General features: G+C 66.8%; 16 protein-coding genes. 12 read left to right on the forward strand and 4 right to left on the reverse strand.

Annotated elements, in window-relative coordinates; genetic code table 11:
- Positions 1 to 3: 3 nt before the first annotated feature.
- The 3 genes from C5E10_RS01800 to C5E10_RS01810 form a co-directional block, all read right to left on the reverse strand.
- Positions 4 to 1,218 carry an MFS transporter gene (locus tag C5E10_RS01800; RefSeq protein ID WP_104330181.1) on the reverse strand — a complete coding sequence of 405 codons (1,215 nt, stop codon included), beginning with the start codon at positions 1,216 to 1,218 and terminating at the stop codon, positions 4 to 6.
- Positions 1,219 to 1,310: 92 nt separating this feature from the next.
- Positions 1,311 to 3,446 (reverse strand): FUSC family protein, encoded by a 2,136-nt coding sequence (locus tag C5E10_RS01805; RefSeq protein WP_104330182.1) that lies wholly within the window; start codon positions 3,444 to 3,446, stop codon positions 1,311 to 1,313.
- Positions 3,447 to 3,466: 20 nt separating this feature from the next.
- The gene (locus tag C5E10_RS01810; RefSeq protein ID WP_104330183.1) at positions 3,467 to 5,017 is read right to left on the reverse strand and encodes a LuxR family transcriptional regulator; all 1,551 of its coding nucleotides are present in this window, start codon (positions 5,015 to 5,017) and stop codon (positions 3,467 to 3,469) included.
- A gap of 501 nt (positions 5,018 to 5,518) precedes the next feature.
- Here C5E10_RS01810 and C5E10_RS01815 point away from each other — a divergent pair.
- From C5E10_RS01815 to C5E10_RS01855, 9 genes are all read left to right on the forward strand, one after another.
- Positions 5,519 to 6,709: an amidohydrolase family protein gene (locus tag C5E10_RS01815; protein ID WP_219819581.1), complete on the forward strand. Its 1,191-nt coding sequence runs from the start codon at positions 5,519 to 5,521 to the stop codon at positions 6,707 to 6,709.
- Between the two features lie 39 nt (positions 6,710 to 6,748).
- On the forward strand, positions 6,749 to 7,519 hold the full coding sequence (locus tag C5E10_RS01820; RefSeq protein WP_219819657.1) for an ATP-binding cassette domain-containing protein: 771 nt from the start codon (positions 6,749 to 6,751) through the stop codon (positions 7,517 to 7,519).
- Positions 7,516 to 9,471 carry a YhgE/Pip domain-containing protein gene (locus tag C5E10_RS01825; RefSeq protein WP_104330185.1) on the forward strand — a complete coding sequence of 652 codons (1,956 nt, stop codon included), beginning with the start codon at positions 7,516 to 7,518 and terminating at the stop codon, positions 9,469 to 9,471. The genes C5E10_RS01820 and C5E10_RS01825 overlap by 4 nt, the downstream gene beginning before the upstream one ends.
- A 71-nt stretch (positions 9,472 to 9,542) precedes the next feature.
- Positions 9,543 to 10,949, forward strand: a complete 1,407-nt coding sequence (locus C5E10_RS01830; protein ID WP_104330186.1) for a glutamate decarboxylase — start codon at positions 9,543 to 9,545, stop codon at positions 10,947 to 10,949.
- Between the two features lie 78 nt (positions 10,950 to 11,027).
- Positions 11,028 to 11,753, forward strand: a complete 726-nt coding sequence (locus C5E10_RS01835) for a hypothetical protein (RefSeq protein ID WP_104330187.1) — start codon at positions 11,028 to 11,030, stop codon at positions 11,751 to 11,753.
- Between the two features lie 3 nt (positions 11,754 to 11,756).
- Positions 11,757 to 12,674: a DMT family transporter gene (locus C5E10_RS01840; protein ID WP_104330188.1), complete on the forward strand. Its 918-nt coding sequence runs from the start codon at positions 11,757 to 11,759 to the stop codon at positions 12,672 to 12,674.
- 130 nt (positions 12,675 to 12,804) lie between these two features.
- Positions 12,805 to 14,613, forward strand: a complete 1,809-nt coding sequence (locus C5E10_RS01845; protein ID WP_104330189.1) for an oleate hydratase — start codon at positions 12,805 to 12,807, stop codon at positions 14,611 to 14,613.
- A gap of 79 nt (positions 14,614 to 14,692) precedes the next feature.
- Entirely contained in the window at positions 14,693 to 15,772 is a 1,080-nt protein-coding gene (locus tag C5E10_RS01850; protein WP_104330190.1) for a linear amide C-N hydrolase, read from the forward strand.
- A gap of 117 nt (positions 15,773 to 15,889) precedes the next feature.
- Entirely contained in the window at positions 15,890 to 16,861 is a 972-nt protein-coding gene (locus C5E10_RS01855) for an FUSC family protein (RefSeq protein WP_104330191.1), read from the forward strand.
- A 15-nt stretch (positions 16,862 to 16,876) separates the two neighbouring features.
- On the opposite strand, the gene C5E10_RS01860 is transcribed toward C5E10_RS01855, so the two are convergent.
- Positions 16,877 to 17,881: an AI-2E family transporter gene (locus C5E10_RS01860; protein ID WP_181062591.1), complete on the reverse strand. Its 1,005-nt coding sequence runs from the start codon at positions 17,879 to 17,881 to the stop codon at positions 16,877 to 16,879.
- A gap of 275 nt (positions 17,882 to 18,156) precedes the next feature.
- On the opposite strand from C5E10_RS01860, the gene C5E10_RS01865 reads away from it, so the two are divergent.
- From C5E10_RS01865 to prpB, 3 genes are read left to right on the forward strand one after another with little or no spacing between them, the layout of a single operon-like run.
- The gene (locus C5E10_RS01865) at positions 18,157 to 18,837 is read left to right on the forward strand and encodes a GntR family transcriptional regulator (RefSeq protein WP_104307608.1); all 681 of its coding nucleotides are present in this window, start codon (positions 18,157 to 18,159) and stop codon (positions 18,835 to 18,837) included.
- Complete coding sequence (locus C5E10_RS01870) at positions 18,834 to 20,369, forward strand: MmgE/PrpD family protein (RefSeq protein WP_104330192.1); 1,536 nt, start codon at positions 18,834 to 18,836, stop codon at positions 20,367 to 20,369. The genes C5E10_RS01865 and C5E10_RS01870 overlap by 4 nt, the downstream gene beginning before the upstream one ends.
- A complete protein-coding gene (gene prpB, locus C5E10_RS01875) occupies positions 20,369 to 21,268 on the forward strand; it encodes a methylisocitrate lyase (RefSeq protein WP_104330193.1) in 900 nt (299 codons plus the stop codon). The genes C5E10_RS01870 and prpB overlap by 1 nt, the downstream gene beginning before the upstream one ends.
- Positions 21,269 to 21,298 lie beyond the last annotated feature (30 nt).

The following is a 21,298-nucleotide window of genomic DNA, read 5'->3' on the forward strand; positions in this document are numbered from 1 at the left end:
CGCTCAGCTGGCGCGGCCGGGGAAGCGCGCGCTGCCGAAGATGAGGCCGCCGACGATCGCCGATGCGGATGCGACGACAAGTGCGGGCGTGACGCCGATCAGGTCGATGAGCAGGCCGCCGACACCGGCACCGAGGGTGATGGCGAGCTGGAAGCCGGCGACCGAGAGCCCGCCACCCGATTCCATGCGGTCGGGGACGAGGCGACCCATCCACGTTCCCAGTGTCGTGAGCCAGCCGCCGAACCCGATGCCCCACGTGGTGACGGCGACCGCGACGAGCCAGATCTGGCCGGGTGCGAGCGCCACGATGCCGATCGAGACGCCGATGAGCAGGGGCACGGCGAAGCGGAGCACGGCGAGGTGCCGGTCGACGAGCAGGCCTACGACGAAGTTGCCGATGACACCGCCGATGCCGAAGGCGACGAGCAGCGCGGCGACGCCGACCCCGTCGAGTCCGGGCACTCGGTCGATGGCGAGACGGATGTACGTGAAGGCCACGAAGTGGCCGAGGACGGTGAGGATGTGTCCGGTCAGCCCCACGCGGATGCCGGGGACGCGGAGCGTCTCCACGAGCGAGCGGAAGCCGCCGCTCGATGCGGTCGGGGGAACGTGCGGGAGGGCCAGTCGCAGCGCGATCGCGACGACGACGGTCACGATGGCGACGCTCGCGAAGATGAGGCGCCAGTCCATGATCGTGCCGAGGTAGCTGCCGAGCGGCACGCCGGCGACGGTCGCGACCGTGGTGCCCGTGTTGACGAGCATGATGGCCCTGCCCAGGTGCTTGGGCTGGGAGAGGCTCGCGGCGATGGCGATGGACATGGCCCAGAAGGCGCCGAGTGCCGCGCCGAGCAGGAGCCGGGCGATGAGCAGGAGCACGAACCCGGGGGCCACGGCGACGACCGCGCTCGAGAGTGCGGCGGCGCCGGCGAGCACCACGAGCAGGGTGCGGCGGTCGAGGTGGGGCACGAGGATGCCGATCGTGGGGGCCGTGAGGAACCCGACGAACGCGGTCACGGTGACGGTCTGGCCGGCCTGCCCCTCCGTGATGCCGAGGGAGGCGGCCATGGACGGCAGGAGGCTCGGTGGGAGGAACTCGGCGACGACGAGGACGAAGCTCGTCGCCATCATGGCCGCGATGGCGGCCCACGCCGTCTTTGGGGGAGTCTGCGTCTGAGGAGTCTGCGTCGCAGCGACGGTGGGGATGGTTCCTGTGGTCATGTGCCAAGCATCCTCGAACTCGCGGTCGAGCGTGTGACCGTCCGTCCGATTCGTTGCACCGATCGTCCGCCGCCGTCAGAGTCGCCGCCCTGTCACACGGGTGGCACGGACACCTTGAGCGCGGGCTTCCTCTTCCGTCCACCGCGCTCGAGGGGCAGCTCAGCCGTGCTGTCGTCGATGACCTGGGCGAGCGTCCAGTCCATCCGGAGCAGCGCGATCAGCGCTTCTCCGGATGGTGATCTGGGGTCGAAGGAGCTGGCTTGGTCCTGCAGCAGAGCGTTGACCGACTGGTGGTCGTCGGCGTCCCTGTCGATCGCGGGCTGGCCGCGGGCCTCGGCCAGCGCGTGGCGGGCGGCGGATGCGCGCGCGGCGACCCTCGAGATCGCGGCGGCCACCAGCGGGTCCGGCCGGGCGAGATCGCCGTCGAGCTGGACGAGACGAGCTGCGGATCTCGTGGCGATGTACATGAGGTGCACGGCGTTCCCTGTTCTCCTCGGGCCGGTGACGAGGAAGGCCGTGGACATGCCGGAGACGGCGGTGTCGACGTCGCCTTGCGCGAGTTCCAGCGTGCGAAGTCCCGTTCGGAGCGCGGTGGTCGTGACGGGGTTCACCGGGGTCGCCAGCAGTCTGCCGAGGAGCGCCTCCAACGCGTCCAGGTAGGCGTTCACCTTCGCCTCCAGCGCCGGTTTCGAGCTGGACGAGAGGATGAGGTAGGCGCAGAGCACGCCGATGACGCCGCCCGCGATGGTCTCCTCGAGGCGAGTCTCGAGGACGTCGGCGCCGAGCTTCCCGAGTAGGCGGTACAGGGCGACGAGGATGGTCGTGGTGAAGAGCGCCGAGTAGAGGTAGTTGAGCGGCCCGAAGTAGAGCGCCCCGAAGACGCCGAGGACGCAGATCGCGCTCAGCACGTTCACGTTCCCCGAGGCGAGGGCCACCGCGGCGATGCCGACGATGATGCCGATGGCGGTGCCGAGGATCCGACGTAAGGCGCGCGTGAGGATGCCGCCTCTTGTGGTGGTTCCGGTGAAGATCAGGGAGGCGGTGATGACCGCCCAGTACCAGTGCGAGGCGGAGATAGCCTCGCCGACGATGGATGCGATCGATGCCGCGGCCATGGCCTGCACCGTCATGCGCGTCCACGGATCCTGCTTCGGGGCGAGCGAGACACGCGGCCGTGCGGAGCCTGAGCCTGAGCCCGGGCTCGGTTTCGGGTCTGGTGGCGCGCCGACGATGGTGAGCTCTCGCAGTCGGGCGTGCGCGTGCACGCTCCGGGCGATGAGGTAGCTCGCGAACGTCGCCCCGAGACGGGTGCCGCGTTGCGATGGTCGATGCGCGATGATGACCGTCGCCCACTCGGTGGCGGAGCTGATGTCACACGCGGGAGCACGCTCGTCGAGCACCGTCCGGAGGTGCGCGAGGTCGCGGTGGAGGCGGGCGGGCAGATCGGCGGCGCTCGCGGAGAGACGGGCCAGCAAGTAGCAGAGCTCTTGGATGTCGACGCGGGCGTCGAGGACCCGATCGCCGAGCGTTTTCGGATCACCGTCTGCGTGCAGCTCGGCGTCCGAGTTCCGCTGCCACGCGTCGATGGATTCGCTGGTCGCGTCGATGCGCGCGAGCCTCAGGCGCAGGGTTCCGGGGTGACCGGGTCGCGAGGCGGCGTCGAGCGCCGACTCCGACGCAGCCCGCAGCTCTCGCAGCAGCAGCAGCTGCCGCCTGGGTCTCTGCAGGAGGAGGGTGGCGCGCGCGACGAGCTGTGTCGTGCAGGCGAGGAGGGCGATCAGGCACAGCGCCGGCAGCTGATCGTGCGTGGGCTTCAGGAGGAGCGCGAAGAAGTACCCCATGAAGGTGACGGTGCCGAGCGAGCCGGCCCTGGCGCCGTAGCGGCGCACCCAGACGGCGGCTCCGCTGACGAGGATGAAGGCGCCGATCGCGAGGATCCGGTTCGGGGCGAGGAGTGCTGCGAGGGCGATCACGGCCACCGAGGCGGGAATGAGGAGCATCGTCGTGACGAGGCGCTCTCGTGGCGAACGATCCTTGACCGAGGCGCCGGCCATGATCGACAGGAAGATGCCGACGCTCAGGAGCGAGCGCTCGGCGTGGAGCTGCCCGATGAGCAGGTTGGTGAGGAGCGCGCTCGCGAGGACCCCGAGCGAGACGGCGGCGGCCGCGGTGAGTCGCGCCCGGGCAGGGTCGCGAGCGGCGAGGAGCAGGCGGAGGGTCTTGCGCATCAGCTCACCCGCTGCTGAACTCAGCGGTTGTCGTCGTCGACGGAGATGAGCTGCAGGGTGAGCCCCGTCTGGATCGCCTCCGCACGGTTCGAGCAGGAGAGCTTCCGGTAGACGGACCTGAGCTGGGACTTGATGGTGTTGGGGGAGACGTGCAGCTGCGCCGCGATCTCGGCGGTGGTCAGCTCTCGCTTGAGTGCAGTGAGCACGCGGAGCTCGCTGGTGGTCAGGGTGGGGCGCGTCTGCACCATCACGTGGGTGATGCCGGTCACCGAGACGTCGAATGTCGGGTGCATGGAGTCGTCGAGCTCGCACCTCACGCTCGAGAGCACCTCCTGCGGGATCTGGCTCAGGATGCGTCGGGAGTTGCCCCGCTGCACGATGTGCGCGACGCGCTGGGCGGTCGTCGGATCGATCGAGTCGGCCTTGGCGATGGAGAGCCAGGCGGAGAGGATGATGCGCTCCGTGTGCTGGGCGGGCGCGAGCGTTCGCTGCTCGGACAGACGCCGCAGGTGCGTCTCGGCGAAGTCGAGCTTGTCGTCGGCGATGGCGAGGCGGATGGCGGCGCTCGTCTCGAGGAACCCCTTCTGCTCGGTTCGGAAGGCGGCTGCTCTCGCCTGCTTCTTCGAGCCGAGTGCCCACAGCGCGTCGATGGTCGCCGCATTCATGACGTCGATGGCGAGCGAGCCGTGCTGCTCCGTGTGTGCGTCGCGGGCGAGGTGCACGCACTCGAGCGCCTCGTCCGGTCGCTTGCGGGCGAGCAGGGAACGCGTTCGGGCGAGGAGCCCGTATGGCCAGGTCACCTGCAGGCTGCCGAACGAGTCGAGCTTCGCGAGCAGGGGATCGATGTCGTCGATCATCCGCTCGACGCCGATGAGGGCAGCTGCCGTGTTCTCCGCGAAGCGCGTGGGTTCGCTATACGGTGCGCACGGTTCGGGGAGCTGGGGGAGTTCAGCGAGGACTCGCTCCGCCTCCTCGAGCGATCCCCGTTTCGCATGGGCGAGCGCGACCCGTGAGAGGGCGAGCCGCCTGGCGTCCGGGCGGCCCGCGATCTGGCCGATCTCCGCTGAGGCGGCGAGCTCGGTCAGCGCGGGACCCGTCTCTCCGGCGGCGAGCATCGTCGAGCCGATCTGCTGGTGGTAGAACCACAGCGGCCCGTCGGCCCGCTCGCGGAACCCCGTTCCCCGCGACCTGATGCGGTCGGCGAGGCGAGAAGCGTAGGCGAGTGCGGCGGTCACATCGCCGCTGTACCGGAAGGCGATCATCTGCGCGAGCGTGAGCATGTCGACCTCGTCTGTGGTCATGCTCTTGACGGTCTCCGCATTGAGGTGCGGTTTAAACGGGGTTCGTTTATGGGCGAGAACCGGATTCACCCGGTGAAGAATCCAAAGAACCGGGTAATTTTCAAGAAGTGACAGTGGGATCTTCTCTATAGCGTGGATGAGATCCAGGTAGTGCTTGTCGAACAGTGGCCAGATGTGCGCCATCGCGGCCTGTGCGATCTTGCGCGGGTTTCCCGTCTCCAATGCGGCGTCGAGCTTCTGCTTGGAGTCTGCGGCAGTGGCTGCGGTCATGAATCGCCATTCTCTGGGGGAAGTGCGGGTCGTTTCTGATGGTGCGGCGAGAAAGTGGTTGTCTCAGGGTAAAAACGTGTTCATCGATCGACCGTCCTTCTGCTCAAGGGTCTCTTCGTCCCTCTCCACGCGGGGAGAGGGGACGGGTGTGGTGGCTGTAATCCCCGGAAAGTCAGCTTCGATGGCGACTGTCGATACGGGTCGGGGGGTATCTTGTCCGAAGAAACCTATCCTGAAATGAACGTGCCACGCGACCCTCGAGCGTGTCACGACGAGGGGTGTCGCGAGCACCTTTGGATCGCGGGGTGAAACCCGGGGTGAAGCGTCGGGTTACATCCCAGGTTACGCACCGGGTGAAATTCGTTGGCAGTCGCGGTGCATTTTCGCTCACGGGTTACTGTGGCTTTCATGCCCCAGGATGCGGATAGCCCGTCACGAATCATTATTCGAAATGCCAGGCTTTTCGATGGGATAAGTGAACGTGTTCGCGATCATGTGGATGTGCTTATCGAGGGCTCGAGAGTGCTCGCGATCTCGGAATCTCCTCTGGCGAGCAACTCCCCGGACGGTGCGCGTGAGATCGACGCTCACGGCAGATTCCTCATGCCCGGGCTCACCGACGCCCATGTCCACCTCATGGGCAACGCCAACAGCATGAACGACTTCCTGCAGGCGGCAACGGGCGAGCTGTACGGCAACACGATCGCGGAAGCCAGGAAGATGCTGCTGCGCGGTTTCACGAGCGTGCGCGACATGGGTGGCGACACCAGTCCGATCAAGACGCTCATCGACCGCGGCGTGCTCGAAGGGCCGCGCATCTTCCCCAGCCAGGCCATGATCTCCCAGACCTCTGGCCACGCCGACTTCTCGTTCGTGTACGAGGAGCCGAGCGAGTTCGGGGGCAGGCCCGCACGCACCGAGGACATCCACTTCACGAAGGTCGCGGACGGAGTCCCCCAGGTGCTGACCGCGGTGCGGGAGCAGCTGAAGACCGGCGCGAGCCAGATCAAACTCACGCTCGGGGGTGGTGCGGCATCGCTCTACGACCCGCTCAGCACGCTGCAGTACACGCCGGAGGAGATCCGCGCCGCGGTCCAGGCGGCTTCCGACTACGGAACCTACGTCGCCGCACACGTCTACACCTCCGCGGGAGTCGCCAGGGCGCTCGACTGCGGTGTGCGCTCGATCGAGCACGGCCACCTCATGGACGAGGCCACCGTCAAGCTCATCCGGGACGCGGGTGCCTGGCTCTCGGTGCAGCCCTTCGCGGAGGACGACCACCACTATCCCGATCGCGATCGCGCGCAGAAGAACGCCGAGATCTGCCGAGGCACGGCGCAGGTCTACGCCTGGGCCAAGCAGCATGGAGTGCAGACCGCCTGGGGCACCGACCTCCTGCTCGAGCCCGGGGCGGCCGCGAGGCAGAGCGTTATGGCAGCTCGACTCGGCGAGTTCTACAGCCCGACCGAGGCGCTCCTGATGCTGACCTCCGGGAACGCGAGCCTCTTCGAGATGGCCGGCGAGCGGAACTCGTATCGGGACGCGAAGCTCGGCGTCATCGCCGAGGGAGCCTGGGCCGATCTCATCCTGGTCGACGGCGACCCGCTCTCCGACCTCTCGCTCATCGCCGAGCCGGAGCTGAACTTCCCGCTCATCGTCAAGAACGGCCGGATCGTGAAGGACGAACGCTGATGCTGCATGTAGCCGGACCATCGAACAGGAGTGCCTGACGTGAGCGATGTGACGCAGCTGTTCGGCGATCAACCCCTTCCCTTGACTCGCGCCGAAGGCGAGGCGGCGGTCGGCGACGTCATCCTGAACGCCGACGGCATCGAGGTGAAGGCGTCCTGGGGCCACATCTTCGGGCCGGTGAACCTCACGATCCGGTCCGGTGGAGTCACCGTGCTCGTTGGCGCGGGCGGCCGAGGCAGGACAGCGCTGCTGCTCACCCTGGCCGGGCGCATGAAGCCCTCGACGGGGCAGCTCGAGTCGTTCGGGCGGCTCAACGACGCCCACCACCTCTTCAAGCAGGCTGCCCTCGCCAACATCGACGAGGTCGATGGCATCGGCCAGACCATCCGAGTCCACGACATCATCACCGAGCAGATCCGGTGGGGAGCCCGAGGGGCCCGCTGGGTGCGGCAGTCGAAGCAGGCGGACCTCGAGCGCATCTGCGCCCCGGTCTTCGGCGAGTACACCCTGCCGACCATGGACGCGATGGTCGAGGAGCTTCCGGAGCTGACCGGAGCGCTGCTGCGCATCGCCGTCGCGAACACCCGCAAGCCGCCGATCCTCGTCGTCGGGGGTATCGACAAGCTCGCGAGCATCGAGAGCTCGCACAAGCTGCTCGAGCGCCTCGTCGAGCTCGGCAGGGAGCAGACCGTCATCACCGCCGACGTCAACGGCGTCAGCCCAGATTCTGGAATCCGCGACCAGTTCCTCGTGGAGAACCTGACGAACAAGGAGTTCGCCGTGCTCGAGCGAGAGGCTGATGGGCGATGATCGCTGCGTTCTCACCAGGAAGCGACTTCAAGCGCTACTACCGCGGCCGCATGCCGCGGCTCGCGCTCGCGGTTGTCATCCTCATGCCGCTGCTCTACGGTGCGCTCTACCTGTGGGCGTTCTGGAACCCGTTCGGCAACGTCGACAAGATCCCGGTCGCGATCATCAACCTCGACCGGGGCGCCACGGTCGAGGGTGAGCCGCTCACCGCAGGCGACTCGGTCGTGCAGGGCCTCATCGACTCCAAGCAGCTGGACCTCACCGAGACGAGCGAGCAGGACGGCGTCGACGGCCTCGCCCACGGCAAGTACTACTTCACGATCACGGTGCCCGCCGACTTCAGCGAGGCCGTGGCGTCGGTGACCACCAACGAGTCACGCTCCGCGCAGCTCGAGTTCACCTACAACGACTCCAACAACTACCTCTCGACGGTCATCGGCCAGGATGCGGCCGAAGAGGTCATCGTCATGGTCAACCAGCAGGTCTCGGCGCAGATGTTCGACCAGGCGCTGGCAGCCGTCAGAGCCGAGATCCCGACGCTCAAGGAAGCCGTCAGCAGCGTCGACGAGCTCAACTCCGGCATGCAGACGGCGAATAGCGGTGCGAAGGAGATCGCGGACAACCTGGTGACGGCGAAGGACGGGTCGGCCACTCTCGCCGGTGCCATCGACACGCTCGATGAGGCCGTGCAGGGCGCCGTGACCAGAGTCGACAACGCGATCGCCACCTCCGGCATCACCGGCGCTGAGCTGCGAGACCTCTCGTCGGATGTCGTCACGAGCACGAACACCATCGCGACGGCGCTCAACGAGGCGTCTGCCGCGCAGGCGCGAGCCGACAGCGAGCTCGCAACCATGATGACCGAGCTCGCAGCAAGCGACGATCCGGTCGAGCAGGCGATCGCGGCCCGCCTCGAGAGCGTGCACACGCACATCCAGGACTCCAGGCTGACGGAGGAGTTCGTCACGGTCTTCGACGCCCTGCACACCGACATGAACCTGCTCGCCGGCGAGTTCAACGATCCAGACAGCCGCGTCAACGTCATCATGACGGCCATCGAGGACGGCGCCGTGCAGCGCGACCTCGCGACCGCCTCCTCAGACGCGGAGCAGCTCCGCTCCGGAGCTGATCAGCTGGATACCGGCCTCGGTGAGCTCTCCGCCGGCGCCGCGCAGCTGTCGTCTGGCACGGACCAGCTCGCGGCCGGCACGATCGAGCTGGCTGATGCCGCCGATACTGCGCTCAACCTGTTTCCCGACTGGGACGAGGACCAGCAGTCCAACTTCGTGCAGGCACTCGCCCAGCCGGTGGAGCTGAAGGAGACGATCAACAACGAGGCCAAGACCTTCGGCTACGGCTTCGCGCCGTTCTTCCTCGGCCTCGCGCTCTTCGTCGGCGGCATCATCGCGTGGATGCTCTTCACCCCGCTGCAGGCGCGTCCGCTCGCTCAGGGCCTCGGTTCCTTCCGCGTCATCCTCGCCTCGTACGTGCCGACCGTGTTCGTCGGGTTCCTGCAGGCGACCATCCTCTACCTGGTCATCTACTTCGGCATCGGACTGCATCCCGAGCACACCTGGGGAACGTACGGGTTCCTGCTGCTGATGGTGATGATGTTCATGGCGATGATCCAGATGTTCAACGCGGTCTTCGGCCCGGCAGTCGGACGCGTGTTCACGCTCGCCTTCCTCATGATCCAGCTGACCTCCGCCGGCGGCATCTATCCCGTTCCGACGACCACCAACGTGTTCCAGTACATCAACGTCATCGACCCGATGACCTACACCAACAACGGACTACGGCAGCTGATCCTCGGCGGCATCGACGACCGCCTGCTCACGGCGATCATCGTCATCCTCTCCATGACCGTCGCCTTCATCGCCATCTCGACCTGGGCCGCGAGAAGGAACCGGCAGTACAACATGGACCGCCTGTATCCGCCGGTGGAGGTCTGACCGTGTCAGCATCACCACGAACGCCCAGTACGTCCACGAAGTCACCGTCCGAACGAGAAGAGAGAGTTCCCATGGAGAAAAGCACCAGCAACGGCCACCACCGAAACATCAACCCGGATCTCGACGTCAACCCCGTCTTCGTTCGACCCGGCGAGGCGACGGTCTTCGACAAGTTCAAGCTGCCGGCAGACCAGAGCCTCCCGGAGACGGCCTACCAGATCGTGCACGACGAGGCCATGCTCGACGGCAACTCGCGCCTCAACCTCGCGACGTTCGTGTCGACGTGGATGGACGACGAGGCGAAGAAGCTCTACGCCGAGGCCGCGGACAAGAACATGATCGACAAGGACGAGTACCCAGGAACGGCGGCCATCGAAGACCGCTGCTGGCGGATGCTCGCCGACCTCTGGAACGTCCCGGACGCCGCTGACACCATCGGCACCTCCACGATCGGATCGTCCGAGGCGTGCATGCTCGGCGGCCTGGCGCTCAAGCGGCTCTGGCAGGAGAAGCGGAAGGCGGAGGGGAAGTCGACCGAGAAGCCCAACCTCATCATGTCGGCCGCGGTGCAGGTCGTCTGGGAGAAGTTCTGCAACTACTGGGACATCGAGGCGCGGTACGTGCCCGTGTCGCCCGACCACCTCGTGCTCGACGGCTACGAGCTCGAGAAGTACGTGGACGAGAACACCATCGGCGTCGTCGCGATCCTCGGACAGACCTTCACCGGTCTCTACGACGACGTCGTGGCGATCGCCGCGAAACTCGACGAGATCCAGGCCGCGACCGGCAACGACGTGAAGATCCACGTCGACGGCGCATCCGGCGCGATGGTGGCGCCGTTCTGCCAGCCGGACCTCGGCTGGGACTTCGGGATCGACCGGGTGAACTCGATCAGCACGTCCGGCCACAAGTACGGCCTCGTCTACCCCGGCGTCGGCTGGGTGGTGTGGCGCAACACGGCGGTGCTCCCCGAGAGCATGATCTTCCACGTCAGCTACCTCGGCGGCGACATGCCGACCCTCGCCCTGAACTTCTCCCGCCCGGGCGCCCAGGTCCTGCTGCAGTACTACCAGTTCCTCCGCCTCGGTCGCGAGGGCTACCGGCTCGTCCAGCAGAACTCGATCGACGTCGCCACCTACCTCTCCTCGGAGATCGAGAAGATGGGGCCGTTCGAGCTCGTGAGCCGCGGAGATACGATCCCCGTCTTCGCCTGGGTGCTGAAAGACGGCCACACCGGCAACTGGAGTCTCTACGACCTCGCCGACCGGCTCCGCATGAAGGGCTGGCTCGTGCCCGCGTACCCCATGGCCGACAACATGGGTGACGTCATCCTCCAGCGCATCGTCGTCAAGGTCGGCCTCAGCCGCGACCTCGCGTCGTCGCTCCTCGCGGACATCCGCGGTGACGTGGAGTACCTCGACTCGCTCGAGACGCCGCTGCCGCGCGAAGCGGGCCGCGGCGTGCACTTCCACCACTGAGATCAGCGGCCGCGCGGGGGAGCCGAGCTGCTCTCCCGCCGGCCCGCCGCCCACGAGCAGGAGACGGAACCCACCGACATGACGAGCGCAGCAACCTCCCCTCGTGAACACGCGGGACCCCTCGGTGCCACGGGGAAGCTCCTCGTGCCGACCGTCGTCAAGCAGTGCTGGCTCTTCATGGTGGGCTCCGCGCTCTTCGCGCTGGGCTCCGCGCCGGTGCTCAGCGAGCAGATGGGCTCGCAGCTCTCGAACCTGTTCTTCTTCGTCGGGGCATGGTTCTTCACCTCAGCCGGCCTCATCCAGCTCTTCCTCAGCGGCGCGGTGGCCGTTCCCGTCTCCTATGCCCCCGGTCGAATGGTGAGAGCCGAGTGGCTGACGGCGTCCACCCAGTCGTTCGGGACGCTGCTCTTCAACGTCAGCACGACAGCGGCGCTGCACGCCAAGTCGCTGACCAGCCAGGAGAAGCTCGTGTGGAACCCGGACGCGGGCGGGTCGGTCGCGTTCCTCGTGAGCGGATGCGTCGCCTTCATCGCGTTCGCGCACACGAACCAGACGTGGAGCGTGCGCTCGAGCGCGTCCTGGTCCCTGGTCATCAACTTCGTCGGCTGCGTGGCCTTCGGCGCCTCCGCGGTCGGCGCCTACATCCTCCCTGGCGGGGCGACGATCAACGCCTCGCTGGCGACGTGGGGCACGTTCATCGGCGCGGTCTGCTTCTTCCTCGCGTCCCTCGTCGTCCTGCCAGGGGCGACGAAGGCCGGTGCGACTCCGGCTCGCGACAGCTCCAGTGTCGGACGGAGCGCCTAGGCCATGCTCATCGGCATCGCGCTCGCCCTGGCCGCCGCGGCCTTCATGGCCGTTGGCAACCTGCTCCAGTCGCGCGGCGTCCACCTCGCGGAGACGAGGTCCAGCAGCCGCAAGGATGCGGCCGTTCACGTGCTGCGGAATCGGATCTGGCTCTTCGGGAGCGTCGCGCTGGTCGTCGCGATGCTCGTGCAGGTCGGCAGCCTGGCGTTCGCGCCGCTGATCGTCGTGCAGCCGATCGGCGTGGCGGCGCTCGTGTTCTCCGTCGTCCTGACGAGCATCCTCCGCAAGACGCGGCCGTCGAGAGCCATCATCCGGTCGATCCTGCTGTGCGTCGTCGGCGTCGGCGGATTCGTCGTGGTCGCCGCGATCGTGAGCACGCAGCAGCCGATCGAAGACGCGCAGCTGGTCGCCGTGCTCGTGACGCTCGGCGGCGTGCTCGTCGCGACCGGCATCGTCGAAGTGCTGGGAAAGGGCCGTCCGACGCCGCCGCTGCTGTGGGTGCTGCTCGGCGGGGTCTACTCCGCGTTCGTCGCAACGCTCGGGAAGACGGTCATCCTCCGGGTGCAGGCCATTCTGAAGGCCCACGAGATGCCGTTCAACTCGACGGACATCCTCACCATCGCCAGCATCCTCGGCATCGGAATCGCCGGGGCCCTCTCCGTGATCTTCGTCCAGCGCGCGCACCTCGACAACCCACCGGAGGTCGTCGTCGCGGGGCTCACGGTCATCGACCCCACGATCGCGGTTGTCCTCGGCATCGTGATCCTGCATGAGGCGACGAATGCCCCGCTCTGGGCGGTCGTCGCATTCCTCGTGGCAGGTGCCGTCGCTATCACCGGGGTGATTCAGCTGGCGCGGGCCGAGAGGTCTCCCGTCGATGAGGTCTCGAATTCCTCATCCGCGGGTGAGAGGAAGGGTTAGTGGGCGGGTGAAATAGCGCGCATCTCTGAATGGTGCAAAAGGGTCAAACATATACTTCGATAACGTCGGACAAATCATGATGGCATATCATCCTGGCCATTTACACGAGCCGGCGGGAAATGAGTCGACTATGCATTACAGCAGTGGAAACTACGAAGCATTCGCACGCCCGCGCAAGCCGCAGAGTGTCGATGACAAGAGCGCCTGGCTCGTCGGCGCAGGTCTCGGGAGCCTCGCTGCGGCGATCTTCCTCATCCGCGACGGGCAGATGAGCGGCGACCGTATCACCATCCTGGAAGAGCTCAACATCGCCGGCGGCGCACTCGATGGCATCAAGTACCCCGAGAAGGGATTCGTCATCCGCGGCGGCCGCGAGCTCGAGGACCACATGGAGTGCCTCTGGGACCTCCTGCGCACCGTGCCATCGCTCGAGATCGAGGACGCCAGCGTGCTCGACGAGTTCTACTGGCTCAACATCGACGACCCGAACTCGACGAAGAGGCGGGTCACGGAGAAGCAGGGCCAGGACGCCGGCACGAACTTCAAGTTCGGCCTGTCCGAGAAGGCGCAGAAGGAGATCGTCGGTGTCTTCCTCGCCACGCGTGCGCAGATGGAGGACAAGCGGATCGACGAGGTGTTCAGCGCCGAATTCCTCGACAGCAACTTCTGGCTCTACTGGCGCACGATGTTCGCCTTCGAGGAGTGGCACTCGGCCCTCGAGATGAAGCTCTACCTCCACCGCTTCGTGCACCAGCTCGGCGGGTTCCCCGACATGTCGGCCCTCAAGTTCACGAAGTACAACCAGTACGAGTCGTTCGTGCTGCCCATGCAGAAGTGGCTGCTCGAGCGCGGCGTCACTTTCCAGTACGGAACCAAGGTCACCGACGTGCAGTTCGACATCACGGGTGACAAGAAGCAGGCGACCCGCATCGAGTGGGTCCGCGACGGCGAGGAGGGCGGCGTCGACCTCAGCGAGAACGACCTGGCGTACATCACCATCGGATCGCTGACGGAGAACTCCGACCAGGGCGACCACGCCACCGCGGCCCGACTCAACACGGGCCCGGCTCCGGCCTGGGACCTCTGGCGCAAGATCGCCGCACGCGACGAGGCGTTCGGCCGCCCCGAGGTGTTCTGCGGAGACATCCAGAAGTCGAAGTGGGAATCGGCGACGGCGACGACGCTCGACGCTCGCGTCCCCGAGTACATCGAGCGCATCGCGGAGCGCGACCCGTTCTCGGGCAAGGTCGTGACCGGTGGCATCGTCACGGCACGCGACTCGCCGTGGCTCATGAGCTGGACCGTCAACCGCCAGCCCCACTTCAAGGCGCAGAAGCCGACCGAGATCGTCGTCTGGATCTACGGCCTCTTCGTCGACACCCCAGGAGCCTTCGTCAAGAAGAGCATGCAGGACTGCACGGGTGAGGAGATCACCCAGGAGTGGCTCTTCCACCTGGGGGTCCCCGTCGACGAGATCCCCGAACTCGCCGCCACCGGCGTCAAGACGGTGCCGGTGATGATGCCGTACGTCACCTCCTTCTTCATGCCGAGGAAGGCAGGCGACCGCCCGGCCGTCGTCCCGAAGGGCAGCGTGAACTTCGCCTTCATCGGTCAGTTCGCCGAGACGACGCGAGACTGCATCTTCACGACGGAGTACTCCGTGCGCACCGCCATGGAGGCGACCTACGAGCTCCTCGGCGTCGAACGCGGTGTTCCGGAGGTCTTCAACTCGACGTACGACCTCAGGTTCCTGCTGCACTCGACGAACGTCCTGCGCGACGGCGAACAGCTCGACATCCCCGGGCCGAGCTTCGCGAAGCGCCACCTCGTCAACCGCTTCGATCAGACCGAGCTCGGCCAGCTGCTGACCGACTTCAACCTGATCCCGGCCACCAAGGACGCTCGCGTCCACGACCGCAGCGACGACGCGATCGCCTGACCCGCACGCGCACCCGCCGCCGTCGCATCCGCGTCGGCGTGCAGAGCAGTTCCCCTTACGAAAGGACGTGTCAACGAACATGTGCACTCGAATTGTGTGGCCCGACGCCAACGGGTCCGTCATCGTCGGCCGCAACATGGATTTCCACATGGATCTCCTCACGAACCTCTGGAAGTACCCGCGCGGCATCGAACGGGCCGACGGGGTCGAGGGGAACCTCACCTGGACGGCCAAGTACGGCAGCATCGTGGCGACGGCCTTCGACCTCATCGCCACCGACGGGATGAACGAGGAAGGATTCGCCGGGCACATCCTGTGGCTCGCCGAGTCGGAGTACGGAAAGCCGAACGACAAGACGACTCAGCTGAGCCAGTCGGTCTGGCTGCAGTACTACCTCGACAACTTCGCGACGGTCGAGGAGGCCGTCGCGTGGACCAAGAAGTCGCAGGTGCAGATCTCGCAGCTCTTCGACCCGACAGGACACCTGGTTCCGACCCTGCACCTCGCGATCAACGACGCCACGGGAGACTCGGCCATCATCGAGTACACGAGCGGCAAGCCGACGGTGTATCACAGCCGTGACTACAAGGTCATGACGAACTCCCCGACCTACGACAAGCAGCTCGAGCTCGCGAAGAAGATCGAGGGGCTCGGCGGCGATCAGCCCTTGCCCGGGTCGACGCTGGCGAGCGACCGCTTCGCTCGTGCGTCCTTCTACGTCGAGCACCAGGTGCAGCCCAAGACGCAGCTGGATGCGATCGCCGCGATGTTCAGCATGATCCGGAACGCGGCGCAGCCGTTCCGGACGCCGGAGCCCGGCAAGCCGGACGCGTCGCAGACGATCTGGCAGGTGGTGCTCGACCTCACGAACAAGCGCTACGTGTTCGAGTCGACGACCCGTCCCAACATCGTCTGGGTGGACTTCGACGAGGTGAGCTTCGCCGAGGGTTCCAAGGTGCTCAAGCTCGACCTCGTCGGCCAGCTCGCGCTCGAGGGCGGACTCGCCGGCAACGTGAGCCACAAGTTCACCGACGTCGGCCCGGAGGCGACGGAAGTGCTCGCGGACGGCGTCAAGGCGCTGGAGTTCGTGGCGAACAAGAAGGATGACTTCCTCGCCGTGAAGACGCTCGTGCAGGACCTCGTCGGCAAGAAGGGCTAGTCCGAGCGCGGCGGCGGGCGCCCCTCCTCGGGGCGCCCGCCGCTGACGTCTCGGGGCGCCCGCCGTTGACGTCTCAGGGGGTCGGAGTAGGGGAGAGCATCATGCGGGAGGGTTCTGATGGGAACTGACGGCGTGGTCAGCGCTGCCCTCTCGATCAAGCAGCTGCTGGTGGCGGTCGGTCTGGTCTCCGTCGCGGCGCTCATCCTCGGGGCCAGCCAGTTCCTCATCGGCCCGAACACGGCCGCATCCGGCTACCTGACGATCCTCTTCCTGCTCTCGATTATCCGCGCGGGGAGCTGGCGGGCTCGGCTCTTCTCCGTGGGCTGGTCGCTCGCCATCGCAGCCCTCGGCTTCGCGGTCGGGGGTCTCGGGCTCTGGGTGACGCTCGCCGCAGTCGTCTTCGTCTGCCTCGTGCAGGCCTTCGTGACGGTCGGCGAGACGGCATTCCTCACGCGGTCTCCCGTGAACCTGCTGGCGTTCGCAGCGCTGTCGCAGTCGGGCGCCGAACTCTGGCAGGCGATGCTGGGGTCCGCAATCGGCGCGGGGGTCGTCGTCGGCTTCGCCTCGCTCGTGAAGGCGAGGTCCCACGCTCACGAGCCTGGCTCGCCGCTCGTCGACCGGATCGCCTACGGTGCGGTCACCGCGGGCGGATCCTTCCTCATCGTGTTCGCCTCGGAGCTGCTGGAGTTCCCCTACCGCGACTGGACGCTGCTCTCGTTCAGCGTGATCCTGGCCGTGGGGTCGGACCAGCGCGCGAAGCGCGGCTACCTCAGGGTGCTCGGATCGGTCGCCGGGGTGCTCCTCGCGATGCTCGCGTCGATGCTGCCGCAGCCGATTCCGCTCGTCCTGGCCGGCCTCTTCCTCGTGCTGTGCGTCGCGTACGTCAACGCCGGGGAGTACGCGCTGTTCGTGCTTTTCCTGACGCCCGCCATCCTCCTCACGGCCGCCTCGGAGCTGTCCACCTTCGCGCTCGGGATCTACCGACTCGAAGCGGTGCTCTTCGCGACGCTCGTCGCGCTGCTCGGTGGGCTCGTCATGAACTTCATCACCAGACGCTCCGGTGACGGGGAGGTCGTCGAAGCCGCGTGAGACCGAGCGGGTCGGCTAGCTCCGCGCCTTCTTGGGGATGACGACCTCGCGCACGAGCAGCACGATGCCGGCGGCGAGCGGGATCGCGACGAGGGCGCCCACCAGGCCGAGCAGCGTTCCACCCGCGAGGGCGGCGATCAGGACGAGGGAGCCGGGGATCTGCACGGCCTTCGACATGACGCGCGGCGTGAGGATGTACGCCTCGACCTGCATGTAGACGAGCATCGCGACGAGGACGATGAGCGCCGCGATGGGGGAGGCGAACAGTGCGATCACGGTCATGAAGATCGTGGTGATGATGGTACCGATGAGCGGGATCAGCGTGATGAAGAAGCAGATGACCGCGACGATGAACGGGTAGGGCGCGCCGACGATCCAGAGCAGGAGCCCGCTGAAGACCGCGTTGATGAAGGCGAGCACCACCATGCCGTTGAGGTACGAGCCGACGGAGGCCATGATCCGCTCCGCGTACTCCTCGAAGCGGGGGCGGACCGAGGCGTTGATGAGCGAGTAGCCCGCCTGCTTGATGCTGCCGAGCGTCGCGATGAAGTTGAGGGTCAGGATGAACACGAACAGTCCGGTGCTGACGCCGTTGACGATCGTCGTCCCCACCTTCAGGGCGCCGCCGCCGACGGTCGCCCAGGTGTTCGGGTCGGTTGCCGTCTTCTGCGCCCAGTCGAGGGCGTTGGTGGCGGCGCCGTTCGTGGCCTTGTTGACCGTGTCGAACCAGCCCTCGTTGTTGATCCGGGTGATCTCCTGGGGAATGGTCGTCGCGAGGGAGGTGATCTGGTTGACCAGAATGGGCACGACGATCCAGATGAGCCCGGCGACGATGAGGATGAAGACGACGATCACGGAGATGATCGCCATTCCTCGCTTGAGTCCGAGACGCTGGAGGAGGCGAATCAGCGGGTCGAGTCCGAGGGTGATGAAGAATGCGATGAAGACGGAGAGAACCACCGACTGCAATTGAATGACGGTGGTCGCGAGAAGCGCAGCCAGGAGAAGTCCGATTGCCACGGAAAAGGCCCACATGACGGGATTGCGACGAAAGAGATCAGTCGCTGTGCTGCGAATATCGGGCATCAAAAGGCTTTCTTCTGAGGGAATTTTCTCTAAGGCTAGAGCACAAGCGGCTCCGTACGACTCGTCGCGGTGGGCGGTAGGGCGACCTCGGGTGCCGGCGGTGCGAGCGGAGATGCCGCTATGTATGCATAGCCTGGCAGTTCGGGCAGAATCGTTGCCCGAGGGGCTGACTGTGCATACATTGAGGGGTGTCGAAACGAGGGGACTCCATGCTCGCCAGTGACCGGGTCTACGCGGTGCTCCGTGAGGAGATCCTCGCGGGCGCGCTCCCGCCCGGAACGGTGCTGACCGAGGTCGAGCAGGCCAGTCGACTCGAGGTGTCTCGCACGCCGGTCCGCGGTGCATTCACGAGACTCCTCGCCGACGGGCTCGTGCGCAGCCAGTCGCCGAGAGTGCTGCTCGTCTCCGAGATCAGCGCAGAACGTGTCGTCCAGCTCTACGAGCTGCGGGAGGCGCTCGAGACGCAGGCCGCCGCGCTCGCGGCGATGCGCCGAGACGAGCGGCCGTTCGAGTCCATCCGGATCCGCCTGCTGCACGCGCCAGAGCTTCTCGAGCTCGGCGAAGCCGGCATCGCCGACTACTTCGAGCTCGTCGACGCCCTCGACCGGGCGATCGACGAGGCCGCGGCAAGCGACTACCTCAGCGTCGCGCTCGAATCGTGCCGCCTCCACTCCTCGCGAGTGCGCAGGCTCGCGAGCCACAACCCCGAACGCCTGCGGGAAGCCGCGAGCGAGCACCTCAGCGTCGTCGACGCGATCCTCGCCCGCGACCCCCGCCTCGCCTCGCACGCGACCCACGTCCACCTGCACCGCAGCCTCACGACCGCGCTCTCCTCCCTGCAGTCGAGCGCTCCACGACCAACTCCTCCAGAAGGGATCCTCCACACGTGAATCTCCACGACGTCCGAGTCCACCGCAGCGACGAGAACCTCGAGCGCCGCGACCAGCTGGCGTGGAAGATCGCCGAGGTCGCCGCCGATCCCGTCCCCGTCCAGGCCGAGGTGACCGACATGGTCATCAACCGCGTCATCGACAACGCCGCAGTCGCGGCCGCCTCGCTCACCAGAGCCCCCATCGTCGCCGCCCGCGACCAGGCACTCGCGCACGGAGTCTCACGTCACGGCGCCGGCTCGACGCTCTTCGGGCTCGAAGACGCGCAGCGAACCTCACCGGAATGGGCGGCCTGGGCGAACGGCGTCGCGGTTCGTGAGCTCGACTACCACGACACGTTCCTCGCCGCCGAGTACTCGCACCCCGGCGACAACATCCCGCCGATCCTGGCGGTCGCCCAGCACCTCGCTGGCCAGCGAGCCATCTCCGGCGAGCAGCTCGTTCGCGGCATCGCGACCGGCTACGAGATCCAGATCGACCTCGCCAAGGGCATCTGCCTGCACAAGCACAAGATCGACCACGTCGCCCACCTCGGCCCATCAGCTGCGGCCGGCATCGGGACGCTCCTCGGGCTCGACGCGGAGACCATCTTCCAGGCCGTCGGGCAGGCGCTGCACACGACCACGGCCACACGTCAGTCGCGCAAGGGCGAGATCTCGACCTGGAAGGCGCACGCGCCGGCCTTCGCGGGGAAGATGGCCGTGGAGGCCGTCGACCGTGCCATGCGAGGCCAGACCAGCCCCACCCCCATCTACGAGGGCGAGGACGGCGTCATCGCCTGGCTCCTTGGAGGTGTGGATGCGCGCTACCAGGTGCCCCTCCCCGCCGCAGGAGAGTCGAAGCTCGCGATCCTCGACAGCTACACGAAGGAGCACTCCGCCGAATACCAGGCGCAGGCCTGGATCGACCTCGCGCGCAAGCTGCACAACGAGCACCCCCAGCTCGCGACTGCGCCCGATCGCATCGAGCGCATCCTCATCCGCTCCTCCCACCACACGCACTACGTGATCGGCTCCGGCGCGAACGACCCGCAGAAGTACGACCCGACTGCCAGCCGCGAGACCCTCGACCACTCGATCCCCTACATCTTCACCGTCGCGCTGCAGGACGGCGCCTGGCACCACGTGGGCTCCTACGCGTCGGAGCGAGCCGCCAGGCCCGACACCGTCGAGCTGTGGAAGCGCGTCGTGACCGAGGAGGATCCGGAGTGGACCCGCCGCTACCACTCGCTCGACATCGCAGAGAAGGCGTTCGGCGGGAGCGTCGAGATCCTGCTCGCCGACGGAACCGTCATCCGTGACGAGATCGCCGTCGCCGACGCACATCCGCTCGGCGCGCGACCGTTCGCGAGGGCCGAGTACATCAACAAGTTCCGCACCCTCGCCGCAGAGGTCGTCGAGGACCACGAGATCGAGCGCTTCCTCGACACCGTGCAGCGGCTCCCCGAGCTCGCCCCAGGTGAGCTGGGCCAGCTCGGCTTCGTCGCGTCGGCCGGCGTCGTCGAGTTCAACGAAGGCGGAGGGATCTTCTGATGCTGTACGCCAAGACCAGCCCGGCAGAGAAGCGCGAGGCGTTCCGCGCGCGTCTCGCCAGCGGGGAGCTACTGCGCTTCCCTGGCGCCTTCAACCCGCTCTCGGCTCGCCTCATCGAGCAGAAGGGCTTCGAGGGTGTCTACATCTCCGGGGCCGTGCTCTCCGCCGACCTCGGCCTGCCCGACATCGGCCTCACGACGCTCAGCGAGGTCGCAGGGCGTGGCAGGCAGATCGCCCGCATGACGGAGCTGCCGGCCATCATCGACGCCGACACGGGCTTCGGGGAGCCCATGAACGTCGCCCGCACCGTGCAGGAGCTCGAAGACGCCGGCCTCGCGGGCATGCACATCGAAGACCAGGTCAACCCGAAGCGCTGCGGGCACCTCGACGGCAAGCAGGTCGTCGACGAGGAGACGGCGCTCAAGCGCATCAGGGCGGCCGTGGATGCGCGGCGAGACCCCAACTTCCTCGTCATGGCACGCACCGACATCCGGGCCGTCGACGGGCTCGACGCATCCATCGACCGCGCCAGGAAGCTCGTCGACGCGGGCGCCGACGCCATCTTCCCTGAGGCGATGGCATCGCTCGAGGAGTTCGCGGCCATGCGCGCGGCCGTCGACGTGCCGCTGCTCGCCAACATGACGGAGTTCGGCAAGAGCGAGCTCTTCACGGTGCAGCAGCTCGCCGACGTCGGCATGAACCTCGTCATCTGGCCCGTCTCGACCCTCCGCATCTCGATGGGCGCGACGGCAGGGGCGCTCGACGAGCTCATCAGCCACGGAACGCTCACGGGAAAGCTCGACGAGATGCAGCACCGCGCGGAGCTGTACGAGCTTGTCGACTACGAGGGGTATAACCACTTCGACAGCGGAGTGTTCAATTTCACCGTCAAGCGCTGACGACAGCAGCGTTCGCCACACAAGGAAGGG

The organism is Pseudoclavibacter sp. RFBG4 (assembly GCF_002931515.1).
Lineage (GTDB): Bacteria > Actinomycetota > Actinomycetes > Actinomycetales > Microbacteriaceae > Pseudoclavibacter.